At 61.9% G+C, this 16,640-nt stretch carries 18 protein-coding genes; 14 read left to right on the top strand and 4 right to left on the bottom strand.

Annotated elements, in window-relative coordinates:
• Positions 1 to 55: 55 nt before the first annotated feature.
• From IRZ56_RS10945 to flgA, 4 genes are all read right to left on the bottom strand, one after another.
• Entirely contained in the window at positions 56 to 799 is a 744-nt protein-coding gene (locus IRZ56_RS10945) for a flagellar brake protein (RefSeq protein ID WP_196144956.1), read from the bottom strand.
• A gap of 80 nt (positions 800 to 879) precedes the next feature.
• The gene (locus IRZ56_RS10940; protein WP_196144955.1) at positions 880 to 1,347 is read right to left on the bottom strand and encodes a flagella synthesis protein FlgN; all 468 of its coding nucleotides are present in this window, start codon (positions 1,345 to 1,347) and stop codon (positions 880 to 882) included.
• Positions 1,348 to 1,395: 48 nt separating this feature from the next.
• The gene (gene flgM, locus IRZ56_RS10935; protein ID WP_196144954.1) at positions 1,396 to 1,707 is read right to left on the bottom strand and encodes a flagellar biosynthesis anti-sigma factor FlgM; all 312 of its coding nucleotides are present in this window, start codon (positions 1,705 to 1,707) and stop codon (positions 1,396 to 1,398) included.
• Positions 1,708 to 1,936: 229 nt separating this feature from the next.
• The gene (gene flgA, locus IRZ56_RS10930; RefSeq protein ID WP_196144953.1) at positions 1,937 to 2,689 is read right to left on the bottom strand and encodes a flagellar basal body P-ring formation chaperone FlgA; all 753 of its coding nucleotides are present in this window, start codon (positions 2,687 to 2,689) and stop codon (positions 1,937 to 1,939) included.
• 63 nt (positions 2,690 to 2,752) lie between these two features.
• Here flgA and IRZ56_RS10925 point away from each other — a divergent pair, with 63 nt between their 5' ends.
• The 14 genes from IRZ56_RS10925 (at position 2,753) to IRZ56_RS10860 (ending at position 16,585) form a co-directional block, all read left to right on the top strand.
• On the top strand, positions 2,753 to 3,682 hold the full coding sequence (locus IRZ56_RS10925; RefSeq protein WP_196144952.1) for a chemotaxis protein CheV: 930 nt from the start codon (positions 2,753 to 2,755) through the stop codon (positions 3,680 to 3,682).
• 51 nt (positions 3,683 to 3,733) lie between these two features.
• Entirely contained in the window at positions 3,734 to 4,561 is an 828-nt protein-coding gene (gene cheR, locus IRZ56_RS10920; protein ID WP_084858256.1) for a protein-glutamate O-methyltransferase CheR, read from the top strand.
• Positions 4,562 to 4,912: 351 nt separating this feature from the next.
• Positions 4,913 to 5,320 carry a flagellar basal body rod protein FlgB gene (gene flgB / locus IRZ56_RS10915; RefSeq protein WP_196144951.1) on the top strand — a complete coding sequence of 136 codons (408 nt, stop codon included), beginning with the start codon at positions 4,913 to 4,915 and terminating at the stop codon, positions 5,318 to 5,320.
• 2 nt (positions 5,321 to 5,322) lie between these two features.
• Positions 5,323 to 5,766, top strand: a complete 444-nt coding sequence (flgC, locus tag IRZ56_RS10910; RefSeq protein WP_084858254.1) for a flagellar basal body rod protein FlgC — start codon at positions 5,323 to 5,325, stop codon at positions 5,764 to 5,766.
• A gap of 15 nt (positions 5,767 to 5,781) precedes the next feature.
• Entirely contained in the window at positions 5,782 to 6,486 is a 705-nt protein-coding gene (gene flgD / locus IRZ56_RS10905) for a flagellar hook assembly protein FlgD (RefSeq protein WP_196144950.1), read from the top strand.
• Between the two features lie 31 nt (positions 6,487 to 6,517).
• Positions 6,518 to 7,879: a flagellar hook protein FlgE gene (gene flgE, locus IRZ56_RS10900; protein WP_196144949.1), complete on the top strand. Its 1,362-nt coding sequence runs from the start codon at positions 6,518 to 6,520 to the stop codon at positions 7,877 to 7,879.
• A 72-nt stretch (positions 7,880 to 7,951) separates the two neighbouring features.
• Positions 7,952 to 8,137, top strand: a complete 186-nt coding sequence (locus IRZ56_RS10895; RefSeq protein ID WP_196144948.1) for a hypothetical protein — start codon at positions 7,952 to 7,954, stop codon at positions 8,135 to 8,137.
• A gap of 216 nt (positions 8,138 to 8,353) precedes the next feature.
• The gene (gene flgF / locus IRZ56_RS10890; RefSeq protein ID WP_084858250.1) at positions 8,354 to 9,094 is read left to right on the top strand and encodes a flagellar basal-body rod protein FlgF; all 741 of its coding nucleotides are present in this window, start codon (positions 8,354 to 8,356) and stop codon (positions 9,092 to 9,094) included.
• A gap of 48 nt (positions 9,095 to 9,142) precedes the next feature.
• Complete coding sequence (flgG, locus tag IRZ56_RS10885; protein ID WP_196144947.1) at positions 9,143 to 9,928, top strand: flagellar basal-body rod protein FlgG; 786 nt, start codon at positions 9,143 to 9,145, stop codon at positions 9,926 to 9,928.
• 33 nt (positions 9,929 to 9,961) lie between these two features.
• A complete protein-coding gene (gene flgH / locus IRZ56_RS10880; protein WP_196144946.1) occupies positions 9,962 to 10,657 on the top strand; it encodes a flagellar basal body L-ring protein FlgH in 696 nt (231 codons plus the stop codon).
• A gap of 11 nt (positions 10,658 to 10,668) precedes the next feature.
• The gene (locus IRZ56_RS10875; RefSeq protein ID WP_416764332.1) at positions 10,669 to 11,778 is read left to right on the top strand and encodes a flagellar basal body P-ring protein FlgI; all 1,110 of its coding nucleotides are present in this window, start codon (positions 10,669 to 10,671) and stop codon (positions 11,776 to 11,778) included.
• A 12-nt stretch (positions 11,779 to 11,790) separates the two neighbouring features.
• Complete coding sequence (flgJ, locus tag IRZ56_RS10870; RefSeq protein ID WP_196144944.1) at positions 11,791 to 12,945, top strand: flagellar assembly peptidoglycan hydrolase FlgJ; 1,155 nt, start codon at positions 11,791 to 11,793, stop codon at positions 12,943 to 12,945.
• Between the two features lie 12 nt (positions 12,946 to 12,957).
• Complete coding sequence (gene flgK / locus IRZ56_RS10865; protein ID WP_196144943.1) at positions 12,958 to 15,003, top strand: flagellar hook-associated protein FlgK; 2,046 nt, start codon at positions 12,958 to 12,960, stop codon at positions 15,001 to 15,003.
• A gap of 13 nt (positions 15,004 to 15,016) precedes the next feature.
• Positions 15,017 to 16,585, top strand: coding sequence for a flagellar hook-associated protein 3 (locus IRZ56_RS10860; protein ID WP_196144942.1), 1,569 nt, complete (start codon positions 15,017 to 15,019; stop codon positions 16,583 to 16,585).
• The last annotated feature ends 55 nt before the right edge of the window (positions 16,586 to 16,640 follow it).

The following is a 16,640-nucleotide window of genomic DNA, read 5'->3' as shown; positions in this document are numbered from 1 at the left end:
CGGAAAAACGAAAACGCCACCCGATCGGGTGGCGTTTTTCATGTCCCTGCAAGGATCAATAATCGTCCTTGTCGAACCGCCGTGCTTCACGCTGCAACTGGTACACGAAGCTTTCGACCTTGCGCTGCAATTGGCCGTTGAGGTTGTGGAAGCGTACCCCGGCAAAGGTGGTATTGGCGCGCTCCTCGAAGTGCAGGTGGCGCAGTTCCACCATCGCTTGCGGCATACCCAGCGGGGCTGCGGCGGCAAAGCGCTCGTAGACTTGGCCCAATTGCAGGCGATCTTCGACGTTACCCTCAAAGCGCAGCTTGCAACCGGTGGCGGAGATATCCAGCAGCTTGCCGCGCAGGGCGCCCTTGCCCTTGAGCTTTTCGCCGTCGAGCACGATATCGACCAACTGCGACAGCTTGAGCGCGGCGCGGAAGGCGTTGCGCCGCTGGTGGTAGGTCACTTCGCTGGGCAGGGCGCTGCGATAGCAGCGGTGGCCGTTGATCTCGGTGATGGTCGGCGCGCTGTTGCATTCCCAGGCGATGCGCACCCCATCATGGAAACCTTCGATACGGAACGGTTCGCCGTTCTCGATGAATTTTTCCCCGTCTCGCGGAATCATCTCGTCCAACGCCAGGGTATTGCTGTCACGGTCCACGTGTACCACGTAGCTCTGGAACCGCTGGCTGCGCTCATGGAAGGTGATGATCAAGGGATCATGGCTATCTTGCAGCTGGCGCAGGTTGGCCGCGATCTCCAAAGGTGTGGTCAGCACCTTTGGCGGTTGCGGGGCATCGGTCTCATTGAACACGGGTTCTCATTCTCCAGGCAAAAACGACACACGCAAGTAACGGCATTTTGCCAGTATGCTTCGTGCCTTGATAGCGGTAATCACACTTGGCTGATAGCCCGTGCCTTGGCCATGGGCGAAGTGGCGCCACGGCTGTCGTAGAGCGAGGGAGAATCGCCGCCATTGAGGATGCGGATCTGGTTGGCGGTGGCGAGCTGCTGCACCTGGATGATCCGGCCATTGGTCGCGTTGGCGGCCTGGCAGGCATCCATCAGTTGGGAGAGCGCGTCCAGTCGTTGCAGCAGGACCTCGCCAATGCTCGATTGTGCGGCCAGCGCCTGCACGCCCGCGCGATCGGCAGTAAAGCCGAGCTCGGTGAGCAGATGATTACGACGCATACCTTGCTGTTCGAGCAAGACGATCAACGACTGCTTGCGTGCCAGGATCTGTTCCAGCAGCAGCATGTCGCGGCCATGCAGGGCGACGGTTTCCTTCTCGAGCAGCTCGAGCAGCTCCTGGGTAGGCGCGATGTCGTCTTCGATCAGTTGCAGCAGGGTGGTGTCGTGCATGGCTGGCTCTTGGCTCGTTGCGTCCCTTGAAGTCAGCGCCCCGAAGGGTCAGCGCTGGGCTTCGAAATCAAGCAGTTTGCTGGCGACCCGCTCGGCATCGACCTTGTAGCTACCCTCTGCGATGGCCTGCTTCAACTGGGCCACACGGGCACTGTTGACTTCAGGTTGATCGCGCAGCTGGTCGCTGATCTTCTGCAACTGCTGGGCCTCCTGGCTGAGATGTACGGTTTCTCCGCTGGCGCTGGGCTTGCTCGCCTGGCCGGTTTCGCCGGCCTTTTCGGCGTTGCCGGTTGCGGTATTGCCGCGAACGCCACCCGTCACGGACGGCGCATTATTCAAACGACTGAAGTCGATGACCATGATTCAGAAACCTCTGGGAATTTGGACGCTTGCCTTGTTTTCGGCCAACCCGAAAAAAACTTTAGGCGCGAATTTTCGGCGCCTGTGCGCAAGTTCACATAACCCGTTTTCTGACACAGTTTAGGAAAAGCGGTTCCTTGTCGCCAGCCTTCATGGCGTTTTCCTGGCAGGGCCAATCGCGGGGCAAGCCCACTCCTGCAGGGATGGGCCTTGCCAGGCAATGACAATATTACATGGCCACCTCGACCTGGCCCGGCCCGGTCACCCGCGCCTTGACCACTCGCTTGGAGTTGAGGTTGCGCACGCGTATCTGCTCCGACAGGCCGCCCTTGCTCAAGGCTTCGCCCGGCATGCGCACGCTCAGGCTGCCGCTGCGGGCGATGATCACCACGTGGTCGCCCTTGCGCACCACCTCGGCCTGTTCCAAGTGCTGTGGCGTGAGCACCTGGTCCAGTACCGTAGGGCGCAGCAGCTTCATACCCAGGGCCTGGTCCAGGTCGGTAAGAAAGCCCTGGTTGAGCGTGCCCACGTCCCGTTCGCGCAGGCTCACGTCGCCTTCGCCGATGACACTTTCGCGTTTGAGCGGGCGGGCCATCACCACCACATCGCGGAACAGGCGCACCTGGGCCGGGACGAACACCGTCCACGGCGCGCTACCGGCGCAGCGCACCCGCACCGTGACCCGGCCCAGTGGTTGCGCCGGGCTTTCCAGCGAAGCGTCCAACTGCTGGCTGCATGCCGGCATGCGCAGGCGCGGGTCAAGGGGGTTGACCTGGATCTCGTAGCGGCCCGGCGTCTGGCTGGTGGCCAGGTAGTCTTCCACGGTGAATTCAAGAAACCCTTGGGTGACGCCGATAAGCTGTTCAGGCAAGGTAACCGCATCGGCCAGCGCCCGGTTGCCGGGGGCCAGCAGGCAGATCACGGCCAGCGAGCCGCCCAGCAGGCGCGTCAGACGTCGGAAAAATGTCGTTTTCATATACATGGCGCTCAAAAAAGCAAAGCCCGTGCCGATTCGGTGCATAGGCGAAAACTAGAGGAGTCTGGCATGGCTGGAGTCATGGATTCGGTCAACCAGCGTACGCAACTGGTGGGGCAGAATCGCCTGGAGCTGTTGCTGTTTCGCCTCAATGGCGAACAGCTCTATGGCATCAACGTGTTCAAGGTGCGGGAAGTGCTGCAGTGCCCGGAGCTGACCGTGATGCCCAAGTCCCACCCGGTGGTGCGTGGTGTGGCTAACATCCGCGGGGCGACCATTCCCATTCTCGACCTGTCGATGGCGACCGGGTTGCCCGGCCTGCGGGAAGAAACACGCAACAGCTTCGTGATCATCACCGAGTACAACACCAAGACCCAGGGCTTTCTGGTGCATTCGGTCGAACGCATCGTCAACATGAACTGGGAAGAGATCCACCCGCCACCCAAGGGTACCGGCCGCGACCATTACTTGACGGCGGTCACCCGCGTGGACAACCGCATGGTGGAGATCGTCGACGTGGAAAAGGTGCTGGCCGAGGTATCGCCGGCCTCCGAGGTGATTTCGGCCGGGGTGATCGATGCCGAGGTGCAGGATAAAGCGGTGATGCTGCGGGTGCTTACGGTCGACGATTCGTCTGTGGCGCGCAAGCAGGTCAGCCGTTGCCTGCAGGCCGTGGGGGTCGAGGTGGTGGCGCTCAACGACGGCCGCCAGGCCCTGGACTACCTGCACAAGCTGGTGGAAGAGGGCAAGCGCCCGGACGAGGAGTTCCTGATGATGATCTCCGACATTGAAATGCCGGAGATGGACGGCTATACCCTGACCGCGGAGATTCGCAGCGATCCACGCATGCAAAAGTTGCACATCGTGCTGCATACTTCGCTGTCCGGCGTCTTCAACCAGGCGATGGTCAAGAAGGTCGGCGCCGACGACTTCCTGGCCAAGTTCAAGCCGGACGACCTGGCCCAGCGGGTGGTCGACCGGATCAAGGCGACGCATTGAAACCGCCGGGGGCCTGCCCCCGGCACCAGTGATTGGAAAGAGGCGGCAGCATTGTCTACGGGTAATTTGGATTTCGAACAGTTCCGGGTCTTCCTGGAGAAAGCCTGTGGCATCTTGCTGGGCGAGAATAAGCAATACCTGGTCTCCAGCCGTCTCAACAAGCTGATGGAGCAGCAGGGCATCAAGTCGCTGGGCGAATTGGTGCAGCGTATCCAGAGCCAGCCACGGGGCGGTTTGCGCGAGCAGGTGGTCGACGCCATGACGACCAACGAGACCCTGTGGTTCCGCGATACCTACCCCTTCGAGGTGCTCAAGAACAAGGTCATCCCGGAGTTCATCAAGAACAACCCGGGCCAGCGCCTGCGTATCTGGTCAGCGGCCTGCTCTTCGGGGCAGGAGCCGTACTCGATCTCCATGGCCATCGACGAGTTCGAGCGCAGCAACCTGGGGCAATTGAAGATGGGCGCGCAGATCGTCGCCACCGACTTGTCCGGGTCGATGCTGACCAACTGCAAGACCGGCGAATACGACAGCCTGGCCATCGGCCGCGGCCTGTCCCAGGAGCGTCTGCAACGCTACTTCGATACCAAGGGTCCGGGCCGCTGGGCGGTCAAGGCACCGATCCGCAGTCGGGTGGAGTTCCGCTCCTTCAACCTGCTCGATAGCTATGCGGCGCTGGGCAAGTTCGACATCGTGTTCTGCCGCAACGTGCTGATCTACTTCTCGGCCCAGGTCAAGAAAGACATCCTGCTGCGCATCCACAGCACCCTCAAGCCCGGTGGCTACCTGTTCCTCGGCGCGTCCGAGGCGCTCAACGGGTTGCCGGACCACTACCAGATGGTCCAGTGCAGCCCGGGGATCATCTACCAGGCCAAATGAACGAAAGGGCAAGCCTAATACCGGTCAGTTAAGCCGTTTGGGCCATGTCATTGGGGCTGCTATGCAGCCCATCGCGGGACAAGCCCGCTCCTACAGGCTCGCCATTGGCAAGGTTTGCGTAATCCTGTAGGAGCGGCCTTGTGCCGCGAAAGGGCCGCAAGGCGGCCCCCGTTCGTTATTGGTCATTGCCGCTTTGCTGACGCCAAGCGGTAATCCATTGCCGCTTTTCTGGCATCCGGCTTTGCCGCCCACGCCCCAACCCCCGGTTTTACTGGGCCTCTTCCGCTTGGCACAAACCTTGCTCTAGCCTGCTCACGATTCTTCCGGTCAACCTTCGAAGGTTTCCCCGACATGAGCATCAGCTTCGACAAGGCGCTCGGCATCCATGAGCAGGCATTGAGCTTCCGCGCCCAGCGCGCCGAGGTGCTGGCCAACAACATCGCCAACGCCGACACGCCCAACTACAAGGCGCGTGACATGGACTTCTCGTCGGTGCTCGCCGCCGAGGCCGAAAAACAGCAGAACGGCCGCATCGCCCTGGACCGTACCAATACCCGGCACATCGAAGCCCAGGGCCTGGCCATGGGCGACGACACCCTCAAGTACCGCACGCCGATGCAGCCGTCGATCGACCAGAACACCGTCGACGCGCAGATGGAGCAATCGAACTACGCGGAAAACGCTATCGGCTTCCAGGCCAGCTTCACCCTGCTCAACAGTAAATTCAAAGGGCTGATTTCGGCCCTGCGCGGAGAGTGACCATGTCCCTTGCCAGTGTCTTCAACATTGCCGGTAGCGGCATGAGTGCGCAGAACACCCGCCTCAATACCGTCGCCTCGAACATCGCCAACGCCGAGACCGTTTCCTCAAGCATCGACCAGACCTACCGCGCACGCCATCCGGTGTTCGCCACTACCTTCCAGCAGGCCCAGGACGGCGCCGGACAGTCGCTGTTCCAGGACCAGGGCGAGGCGGGGCAGGGCGTGCAGGTGATGGGTATCGTCGAGGACCAGAGCAACCTCGAGGCGCGCTATGAGCCCAACCACCCGGCGGCGAACAAAGACGGCTATGTCTACTACCCGAACGTCAATGTGGTGGAGGAGATGGCCGACATGATTTCCGCCAGCCGCGCGTTCCAGACCAACGCCGAGCTGATGAACACCGCCAAGACCATGATGCAGAAGGTCCTGACCCTGGGTCAGTGATAAGGAATACGGACCATGGCTATCGATAGCACCAATGGTGTGAACCTCAACGACGTCCTGTCGGCTTCGGGCGTCAGTACCGGCACGACCAAGAAAACCACAACCGAGCCCGCCGACAAGAATGCGCTGGGCAAGGATGCGTTCCTGCAACTGCTGGTGACCCAGATGCAGCACCAGAACCCGCTCGATCCGCAGGACAACAGCGAGTTCGTCGCGCAGTTGGCGCAGTTCAGCAGCCTGGAAGGCATCACCACGCTCAACGGCACCGTCAACTCCATCGCCGGTGCGCTGGGTTCGTCCCAGGCGCTGCAGGCTTCTTCACTGGTGGGGCGTTCGGTCGTCGTGCAGAACGACAAGGCCGTGGTCGATACGGCCGAGAGCTTCAATGGCCAAATCATCGTGCCCCAGGGTATCGGCGAGGCGAAGGTCACCATCAAGGACAAGGACGGCAATGTCGTCAAGACCATCGAGTTGGGCGAGCAGAAAGCCGGTTATGCCGACTTCATCTGGGACGGCACCAACGAGAAGGGCGAAAAAGTCGATCCGGGTACCTACAGCTTCGCCGCCACCACCACGGTCGATGGCAAGGCGGTACAGCTGTCCACCCTGCTGCCGGCCAAGGTCACCAGCGTCAGCATCAACCCCAATGGCGAGATGATGCTCAACCTGGCCGGGCTCGGCAAAGTTTCCCTTTCCAGCGTGCAAACCATTGGTATCTAAGGCCGGCTAGAGCGGCACAAGGAGCTATTACATGTCTTTCAATATCGGTCTTAGCGGTCTGTACGCAGCCAACAAGCAGTTGGACGTCACCGGTAACAACATCGCCAACGTCAACACCACAGGTTTCAAGTCCTCGCGTGCCGAGTTCGCCGATGTATACGCCGGCGCCAACCGCCTGGGCGTGGGCAAGAACCAGGTCGGCAATGGCGTGCGCCTGGCAGCGGTTTCCCAGCAATTCAGCCAAGGTGATATCAACAACACCGGCAACGTGCTGGACATGGGCATCCAGGGTCAGGGCTTCTTCGTCCTGTCGGACAACGGCTCGATGGTCTACACCCGAGCTGGCGCCTTCCAGACCAGCAAAGACAATTACGTGGTCACCTCGGACGGCCTGCGCCTGCAGGGTTATGCCGCCGATTCGACGGGCAAGATCCAGAAAGGCGTGCTGAGCGACCTGCGCATCGATACGTCTGCGCTGGCGCCGAAGGCTACCTCGCTGATCGACCAGGGCATCAACCTGAATTCTTCGGCTACCGACATTCCGCTGGAAGTCTACGATGACAGCACCCCGCCGGTGTTGGTGCCGAACAAGCCGTTCGATCCTGCTGACGAAACCACCTACACCAAGTCGTTCCCGACCAAGGTGTACGACAGCCAGGGCAACGAGCACACCATGGAGCAGTTCTATCGCAAGACCGGCACCAACGAGTGGACCATGTACACCCTGGTGGATGGTCGCAATCCATTCGATCCGGCTTCCGAGGCGCCGTTGACCGGCACCATCAGCTTCAACAGCGATGGTTCCGTCAAGAGCATGTCGGCTGACAACACCGGTCATCCGGCTGGCTCGTCGTTCACGGTCAGCAACAACACGTTCACCATGACAGGTTGGGTGCCTGCGGCGAAGAATGCTGCAGGTGACTGGGCCGCTAATGGTGCGGTCGGCAACGCCGATGGCATGCGCCTGTCGATGAACAGCACCACCTCCTACAACACCGAGACCGCGCGTATGTCGCAGTCCCAGGACGGCTATGCCACCGGCATCCTGTCGAGCCTGAGCATCGACTCCACTGGTGTGATGTTCGCCAGCTTCAGCAACCAGCAGTCCCGTGCCATCGGCCAGGTCGCCGTTGCCAGCTTCGCCAATGAACAGGGCCTGCAGCAAGTGGGTGGAACCCGCTGGACCGAGACCTTCTCGTCCGGCATTCCGGGTATCGATGCGCCGAAGACCGGAACCCTGGGCAGCGTCGAGTCGAACTCGCTGGAGGCCTCCAACGTCAACCTGACCCAGGAATTGGTCGAGCTGATCAAGGCGCAGAGCAACTACCAGGCGAATGCCAAGACCATCTCCACCGAAAGCACCATCATGCAGACCATCATCCAGATGACCTGACGCTCGCGGGTTGGTCGCTTGTGTTCGAGCCCCTTTTCCACAAAGGGGCTCGTCGTTTTCGAGGAAGCAATCATGAAGAAATTGATCGTCGCGTTCGCCGCCGCGGTGTGCCTGCTCCAGGCCCAGGCTGCCACGGCGCCCTGGTGGCGTTGGGAGAGCCAGGTCGATGGTCGGCTGGTGTGTTCGCAGTGGTCGCCAGGGGAGGGGTGGAAGCGCTTTGCCGGGCCTTTCAATAATGGTGGATGCAGGGAGATGTGAGTGCATGCTCGCGTCTATATCGGGGGTGTGATTGCAGATCTTTGCCGTCACCGGCAATCAGGCGCCGGATAACCGACGTCCGCTTCCCCGAAAGATTCCCCAAGAGCCCGTATTCACGGGCTTTTTCATGATTTTGAAAAGTTGGTTCGGAACTTGCTTTAGTGCCTGCAAAGCAACGTCGGCGGCAATCGGTCGTCGGTGCAGCGGAGGATGACTGTGGACAAGATGCTTTACGTGGCCATGACCGGTGCCAGCCAGAACGCGCTGGCCCAGCGGGCCCATGCCAACAACCTGGCGAACGTTTCCACCAACGGTTTCCAGCGTGACCTGGAGCAGGCGCGCTCGATGCCGGTATTCGGTGACAGCTTTCCGGCGCGTGCCTTTGCCATGACCGAACGCCCGGCCACCGACTTTACCGCCGGTGCCTTGGTGGAAACCGGGCGCGAGCTGGACGTGGCGGTCAGTGGGGACGGCTTCATCGCCGTGCAGGCACCTGACGGCAGTGAAGCCTACGTGCGCACGGGCAGCCTGAACATTGACGCCCTCGGCGTATTGCGCGCCGGCAATGGTATGCCGGTGATCGGCAATGGCGGCCCGATCGCGATTCCGCCGGAGCAGAAGGTGGAGATCGGCGAAGACGGCACCATCAGTATTCGTGCCATGGGCGAAGACCCGCGAGTGATGGCCGAGGTCGATCGCATCAAGCTGGTCAACCCGGACACCAAGGGCCTGACCAAGGGCCTGGACGGCATGATCCACACCACCAGCGGGCAGCCGGCCGATGCCGACGTCAACGTCAAGGTGGTGTCGGGCTTCCTGGAGTCGAGCAACGTCAATGCCGTCGAGGAAATGACCTCGGTACTGGCCCTGTCCCGCCAATTCGAGTTGCACGTCAAGATGATGAACGCGGCCAAGGAAGGCGATGAAGCCATGGCTCGTGTTTTGCAAATCGGCTAATCACTTTTGAACGGGTGCCGTAAAACAGGCGCACGAGGAGAACACTAAATGCTTCCGGCTCTTTGGGTCGCTAAGACCGGCCTGTCCGCCCAGGACACCAACCTGACCGTCATCTCCAACAACCTGGCCAACGTCTCGACCACCGGCTTCAAGCGTGATCGCGCCGAGTTCCAGGACCTTCTGTACCAGGTCAAGCGCCAGCCCGGCGCCCAGTCGACCCAGGACAGCGAGCTGCCTTCGGGCCTGCAGGTCGGTACCGGTGTGCGTATCGTCGGCACCCAGAAGAACTTCCAGACCGGCAGTCTGCAGACCACCGAGAACCCACTGGACATGGCCGTCAACGGCCGCGGTTTCTTCCAGGTGTTGCAGCCGGACGGCACCGTCTCCTATACCCGTGACGGTACCTTCCACCTGAACTCCGACGGCCAGATCGTCACCGCCAACGGTTTTGCCCTGGAGCCTGCGATCGTCGTGCCGCCGGATGCCCAGACCTTCACCGTCGGCCAGGACGGCACTGTGTCGATCACCACCGCCGGCAACCCGGCCGCACAGATCATCGGCAACATCCAGACCGCCGATTTCATCAACCCGGCCGGCCTGCAGGCCATCGGCAACAACCTGTTCCTGGAGACCGCCGCCAGCGGTGCGCCGCAGATCGGTACCCCGGGCCTGAACGGCTTCGGCACTACCCTGCAGCAGACCCTGGAAAACTCCAACGTCAGCACCGTGGAAGAGCTGGTGAACATGATCACCACCCAACGCGCCTACGAGATGAACTCCAAGGTCATCTCCACTGCCGACCAGATGCTCTCGTTCGTCACCCAGCAGCTGTAAGCCCCAAGCCCGTTACACCGTGAGGTAAGCGTCATGAATCGTCTGTTGTCCGTCTTCGCCCTCGGGGGCGCGGTGTTGTTGGCCGGTTGCGTCGCGCCGACGCCAAAGCCCAACGACCCGTACTACGCGCCGGTGTTGCCGCGCACCCCGTTGCCTGCGGCGGCCAACAACGGTTCGATCTACCAGGCCGGTTTCGAGCAGAACCTGTACACCGACCGCAAAGCGTTCCGGGTGGGCGATATCATCACCATCACCCTCAACGAGCGCACCTCGGCGAGCAAGAACGCAGGTTCGCAGATCCAGAAGAACAGCAACGCCAACATCGGCCTGACCTCGCTGTTCGGCACCACCCCGAACACCAACAACCCGTTCGGCGGTGGTGACCTGTCTCTGGAGGCCGGCTATAGCGGCGAGCGCGCCACCAAGGGCGACAGCAAGGCGACCCAGGGCAACACCCTGACCGGTTCGATTACCGTCACCGTGGCCGAGGTGCTGCCCAACGGCATTATCGCCGTGCGCGGCGAGAAATGGCTGACCTTGAACACCGGCGAGGAGCTGGTGCGCATTGCCGGCCTGATCCGTGCCGACGACATCGCCACCGACAACACCGTGCCGTCCACCCGCGTGGCCGATGCGCGCATCACCTACTCGGGCACCGGCTCCTTTGCCGATGCCAGCCAGCCCGGCTGGCTGGACCGCTTCTTCATCAGCCCGCTCTGGCCCTTCTGAGTCGAATGACCATGTTCAACGTAAGGCAGCTGATCGCCGCGACCCTGCTCATGACCTGTGCCTTCGGCGCCCAGGCCGAGCGCCTGAAGGACATCGCCAGCATTTCCGGCGTGCGTACCAACCAGTTGATCGGCTACGGCCTGGTGGTAGGTCTGAACGGCACGGGTGACCAGACCACCCAGACCCCGTTCACCCTGCAGACCTTCAACAACATGCTCTCGCAGTTCGGCATCAAGGTGCCGCCAGGGTCGGGTAACGTGCAGCTCAAGAACGTGGCTGCAGTGTCGGTGCACGCCGACCTGCCGGCCTTCGCCAAGCCTGGCCAGGTGGTGGATATCACCGTCTCCTCGATCGGCAACTCCAAGAGCCTTCGCGGCGGTAGCCTGCTGATGACCCCGCTCAAGGGTATCGATGGCAACGTCTATGCCGTGGCCCAGGGCAACCTGGTGGTGGGCGGCTTCGACGCCGAAGGGCGGGATGGCTCCAAGATCACCGTCAACGTGCCGTCGGCCGGCCGTATCCCGGGCGGTGCCACCGTCGAGCGCGCCGTGCCGAGCGGCTTCAACCAGGGCAACAGCCTGACGCTGAACCTCAACCGCCCGGATTTCACCACCGCCAAGCACATCGTCGACAAGATCAACGAACTACTCGGCCCGGGTGTCGCCCAGGCTGTCGATGGCGGCTCGGTGCGCGTCACTGCACCCATGGACCCGAGCCAGCGGGTGGATTACCTGTCGATCCTCGAGAACCTGGAGATCGACCCGGGCCAGGCCGTGGCCAAGGTCATCATCAACTCGCGTACCGGCACCATCGTCATCGGCCAGAACGTCAAGGTCTCGCCAGCGGCGGTGACCCACGGCAGCCTCACCGTGACCATCACCGAAGACCCGATCGTCAGCCAGCCTGGGCCATTCTCCAACGGCCAGACCGCCGTGGTGCCGCGTTCGCGGGTCAACGCCCAGCAGGAAGCCAAGCCGATGTTCAAGTTCGGCCCGGGTACCACCCTGGACGAGATCGTCCGTGCGGTGAACCAGGTCGGCGCGGCGCCCAGCGACCTGATGGCGATCCTCGAAGCCCTGAAGCAGGCCGGCGCCTTGCAGGCCGACCTGATCGTGATCTGAGGACGCCTGCCCATGACTCCCAAGAGCCTGGTCTCCGGACACGCCGACAGCGGCGCCTATACCGACCTCAATCGCCTGAGCTCGCTCAAGCACGGTGATCGCGACAGCGACGCCAATGTGCGCAAGGTGGCCCAGGAGTTCGAGTCGCTGTTCATCAGCGAGATGCTCAAGGCTTCGCGCAAGGCCAGCGACGTGCTGGCCGACGACAACCCGATGAACTCCGAGACGGTCAAGCAGTACCGCGACATGTACGACCAGCAGTTGGCTGTGAGCATGTCGCGCGAGGGCGGTGGCATCGGTTTGCAGGATGTGCTGGTGCGCCAGCTGTCGAAGAACAAGGGCCCATCCGTCAATACCAGCCCGTTCCCACGCATCGAGGGGCACGCCCCTGCGTTGTGGGGTAACAAGGTGGCCGAGCCGGTGCACACCAGCGAATCGACGGCGACCCGCAATGACGTCGCGGCGCTCAATGCCCGCCGCCTGGCGTTGCCGGGCAAGCTTACCGACCGCCTGCTGGCCGGCATCGTGCCGTCGGCGGCCACCAGCAACACCGCCGCAGTGCCAGCCCGCGAAGGGCAGCAGGTCGCGCGCGCCTTCGCCGTGCCGGATAACGGCCTGCGCATTCTCGGCCGTGCCGTTGCCCAGCCACCGCTGGCGCCGAAGAAGGCCTTCGGCGACAGCGACGAATTCGTCGCCACCATGCTGCCGATGGCCGAGCAGGCGGCCAAGCGCATCGGCATCGACCCCCGCTACCTGGTGGCCCAGGCCGCCCTGGAAACGGGCTGGGGCAAGTCGGTCATGCGCAATGCCGATGGCACCAGCAGCCATAACCTGTTCGGCATCAAGGCCACGGGCAACTGGCAGGGTGGGCATGCGCGGGCGATCACCAGCGAATTTCGTGGCGGGCAGTTCGTCAAGGAGACCGCGGCGTTCCGCTCCTACGACTCCTACCAGGACAGTTTCCACGACCTGGTCAGCCTGTTGCAGAACAACGCGCGCTATCAAGATGCGGTGAAGGCGGCCGATAACCCGGAACAGTTCGTGCGGGAGCTGCAGAAGGCCGGGTACGCCACCGACCCGAATTACGCCAGCAAGATCTCGCAGATCGCAAGACAGATGAAGTCGTACGAGAGCTACGCAATGCTCGGTACCACAACGCAACTTTAAGGGTTTGGAACCATGGCGAGTTTGATCAATATTGGCATGTCGGGCCTGGGCGCCGCGCAATCGGGGATGTATACCCTGGGCAACAACATCGCCAACGCCGATGTGGACAGTTATTCTCGCCAGCAGATCGTGCAGAAGACCAAGGGGTCGCAGCAGTACGGCCAGGTGTTCATCGGCAGCGGCACGACTTTGGCCGATGTGCGCCGGGTGTACAACGCCTTCCTGGAAAACCAGTTGCGCACCACCACCTCGCTGTCCAGCGATGCCACGTCTTACCTGAACCAGATCACCCCGCTGGACACCGCATTGTCGAGTGCCGACACCGGCATCACCGCTGCGCTCAAGAGCTTCTTCGGCGCCCTGCAGGATGCCGCGGCCAAGCCCAACGAGGATGCCTCGCGCCAGTTGCTGCTGGGCAGCTCCCAGGCCCTGGCCAAACGTTTCAATACGCTGTCGGCACAGCTGAACCAACAGAACAGCAACATCAACGCCAACATGGCGTCGATCGCAGACAAGGTGAATAAGCTCACCGCGACCATCGCCGAGTACAACGATCAGATTTCGCGCATCTCCGCCGTGAAGGGCAGCCCCAACGACCTGCTCGACCAGCGTGACGGCGCAGTGCGCGAGCTGACCGCGTTGATCGGTGCCGATGTGGTGGAGCGTGAAGGCAACTACGACATCTACCTGAAGAATGGCCAGGCCCTGGTCTTGGGCAAGACCACCCAGACCTTGGCGGCAGAGCCGAGCCAGACCGACCCCACCCGCATGAGCCTTGTGCTCAACCGCGGTTCCACCAAAATGGACATCACCAACAGCGTCAGCGGTGGTGAGCTGGGGGGGCTGTTGCGTTATCGCCGCGACACCCTGGACCCTGCACTCAATGAACTGGGGCGCGTGGCCTTGGTGGTCGCCGATGCGATCAACCGCCAGTTGGCCCAGGGCATCGACAAGAACGGCGAGTTCGGCGCCACCCTGTTCGGTGATATCAACAGCGCCAAGGCCATCAGCGAGCGTAGCGTGGCATCGCAGCGCAACAGCGCAGGCTCCGGCAATCTCGATGTCACCATCAAGGACACCGGCAAGCTGAGCACCAGCGACTACCAGGTGACCTTTACCAGCGCCACCGAGTACAGCGTGCGCAAGCTGCCCGAGGGCACCGACATGGGCTCCTTCGACCTCAATGACGACCCGGCTCCGGTGATCGACGGTTTCACTCTGTCGCTCAAAGGCGGTGCGGTGAGCGCAGGGGACAGCTTCAAGATCACCCCGACCCGCAACGCCGCGGCGTCCATCGAGTCGGTGCTCACCGACCCCGATCGCCTGGCCATGGCCGCGCCCCTGACCGGCGTCAACGGCGCTGGCAACAAAGGCACCGGCTCGATCACCCAGCCGACCCTGACCTCCTCGCTCGACATCTACGACGCGGCCCAGCGCAGCGAATTGCAGACCGGCCTGAAGTACTCGACCCCGGTCAAGTTGGTGTTCGGTGACGACAGCGCCTCGCCCCAGGGCTACACGATGTACGACGCCAAGGGCAACGCGATTGGCACCGGCACCATCATCCCCGGCCAGGAAAACAAGCTGCAGTTGTCCGTGCCGATGGTCGATGCCAACGGCGACCCGATCATGGACGGCAGTACCCAGAAGACCTTCACCTTCGAAATGAATGTCTCCGGTGCGCCGAAGAACGGCGACAGCTTCACCGTGTCGCTGACCGGCGCAGGCTCGGCGGACAACCGCAACGCCCAGTCGGTACTCGACCTGCAGACCAAGGGCACTGTCGAAGTCGGTGCCGACGGCAAGGGCATCAGTTTCACCGATGCCTACGCCAAGCTGGTATCCAACGTAGGGGGCAAAACCTCCCAGGCCAGCATGGACGGCAATGCCACCAATGCCTTGCAACAGTCCGCACTGGATAGCCGCAACTCGGTATCGGGCGTGTCCGTCGACGAAGAAGTCGGCAACCTGGTCAAGTTCCAGCAGTACTACACCGCGTCGTCGCAGATCATCAAGGCGGCCCAGGAAACCTTCGCCACCTTGATCAACAGCCTTTAAGGAGCCGTAGACCGTGCGCATCTCCACTTCGCAGTTCTACAACACCAGCAGCGCGAACTATCAGCGCACCTTCTCCAACGTCAACAAGACGTCCCAGGAGGCCAGCGACTTCCTGCGCGTGCGTACCGCGGCCGACGATCCGGTGGGCGCCGCACGCCTGCTGCAGCTGGAACAGCAGCAGAACATGCTGGAGCAGTACAGCGGCAATATCGTCAATGTGCGTAATGCGTTGGGGACTGCGGAAAGTACGCTCAATGCCATTGGCACGATTCTGCAGCGGGTCAATGAACTGGCGATCAGTTCGGGTAACGGCGCATTTACCGATTCCGATCGCAAGGCCAATGCCGACGAACTGGCCTCGCTGGAAGACCAGTTGTTCACCCTGATGAATAGCAAGGACGAGAACGGCAAGTATCTGTTCTCCGGCTCCAAGGGCGACACACCGCCCTATGTGCGTAATGCCGACGGCACCTACAGCTATCAGGGTGATCAGGGCAAGTTGAATCTGCAAGTGGGTGACATGCTCAGCCTGGCGGCCAACGAGACTGGTTACGACGCGTTCGAGCAGGCGCTGAACACCAGCCGCAGCGAGACCCACCTGGTGATTCCGGCCTCCGACGATGGCCGTGTCAGCCTGTCTAACGGCCAGGTTTCCGGCAGTGCGACCTACAACGACCGCTTCCGCAGTGGTGAGCCGTACAGCATCGAGTTCCTCAGCAGTACCCAGTACAAGATTCTCGACGCCGATGGCAACGATGTGACCCTGGAGGCGAGCCAAGGGGGTAGTTTCGACCCCAAGAGCGAAAACGCGACCATCAACTTCCGTGGTGTCGACCTGCGCCTGAATATCACTTTCCAGGCCGGTGATGAGGCCGATCCCGATGCCGCCATTAAGGGGCACATCTTCAGCCTGAGCTCCAAGGCTGACTCGATCGTCGGTACACGCAGCCCAGGCAATACCTCGTCGGCGCAGATCACCAGCGCCGGCATCAGCGATGCCGCCGACTATAAGGCGGCATTCCCTGGCGGTGGCGCGGTGCTCAAGTTCACCAGCGCTACCGAGTTCGAGCTCTATGCGGCGCCGGTGACCGACGATAGCCGTCCGGTTTCCAAGGGCACCCTGAGCGGAACGACGGCCACTGCGGCCGGAGTCAGCTTCGAGCTGTCGGGTACTCCGAATGCCGGAGATTCGTTTGGGGTGAAAGTCGATACTCATCAGACCCAGAATATTCTCGATACGATCGGGCAGTTGCGTAAGGCACTGACTACGCCTCAGGACCATGATCCGGTGGCGCGACAGCACTTCCTTGCTTCGCTGGACGCCGCGATAGGTAATGTTGGTAGCGCGATCAACCAGGTATCGTCCTCGGTTTCCTCTATTGGTGGTCGTGGCCAGGCGCTGGATGTGCAGGCCGAGACCAACGAGGCGCTGAGCACCGAGAACAAGAAGACCCAGAGTTCGATCCGCGAAAGCGACCCGGCGGAGGTGATGCTGCGCCTGGAGATGCAGAAGAACATGCTGCAGGCTTCGATGCAGTCGTATGCCAAGATCGCTGGACTGTCGTTGGTCAATTACATCTGATCGAGGCTGGTCGGGCGAGATGGCCTGTATAAGTTCTTCTCGCCTGTCTCGTGGA

Origin of the sequence: Pseudomonas guariconensis, from assembly GCF_015680235.1 — a bacterium.
In the GTDB taxonomy this organism is placed as follows: Bacteria; Pseudomonadota; Gammaproteobacteria; order Pseudomonadales; family Pseudomonadaceae; genus Aquipseudomonas; species Aquipseudomonas guariconensis_A.
Note: the sequence above shows the minus strand (reverse complement) of the source record. Positions and strands in the feature narration are given on the sequence as shown.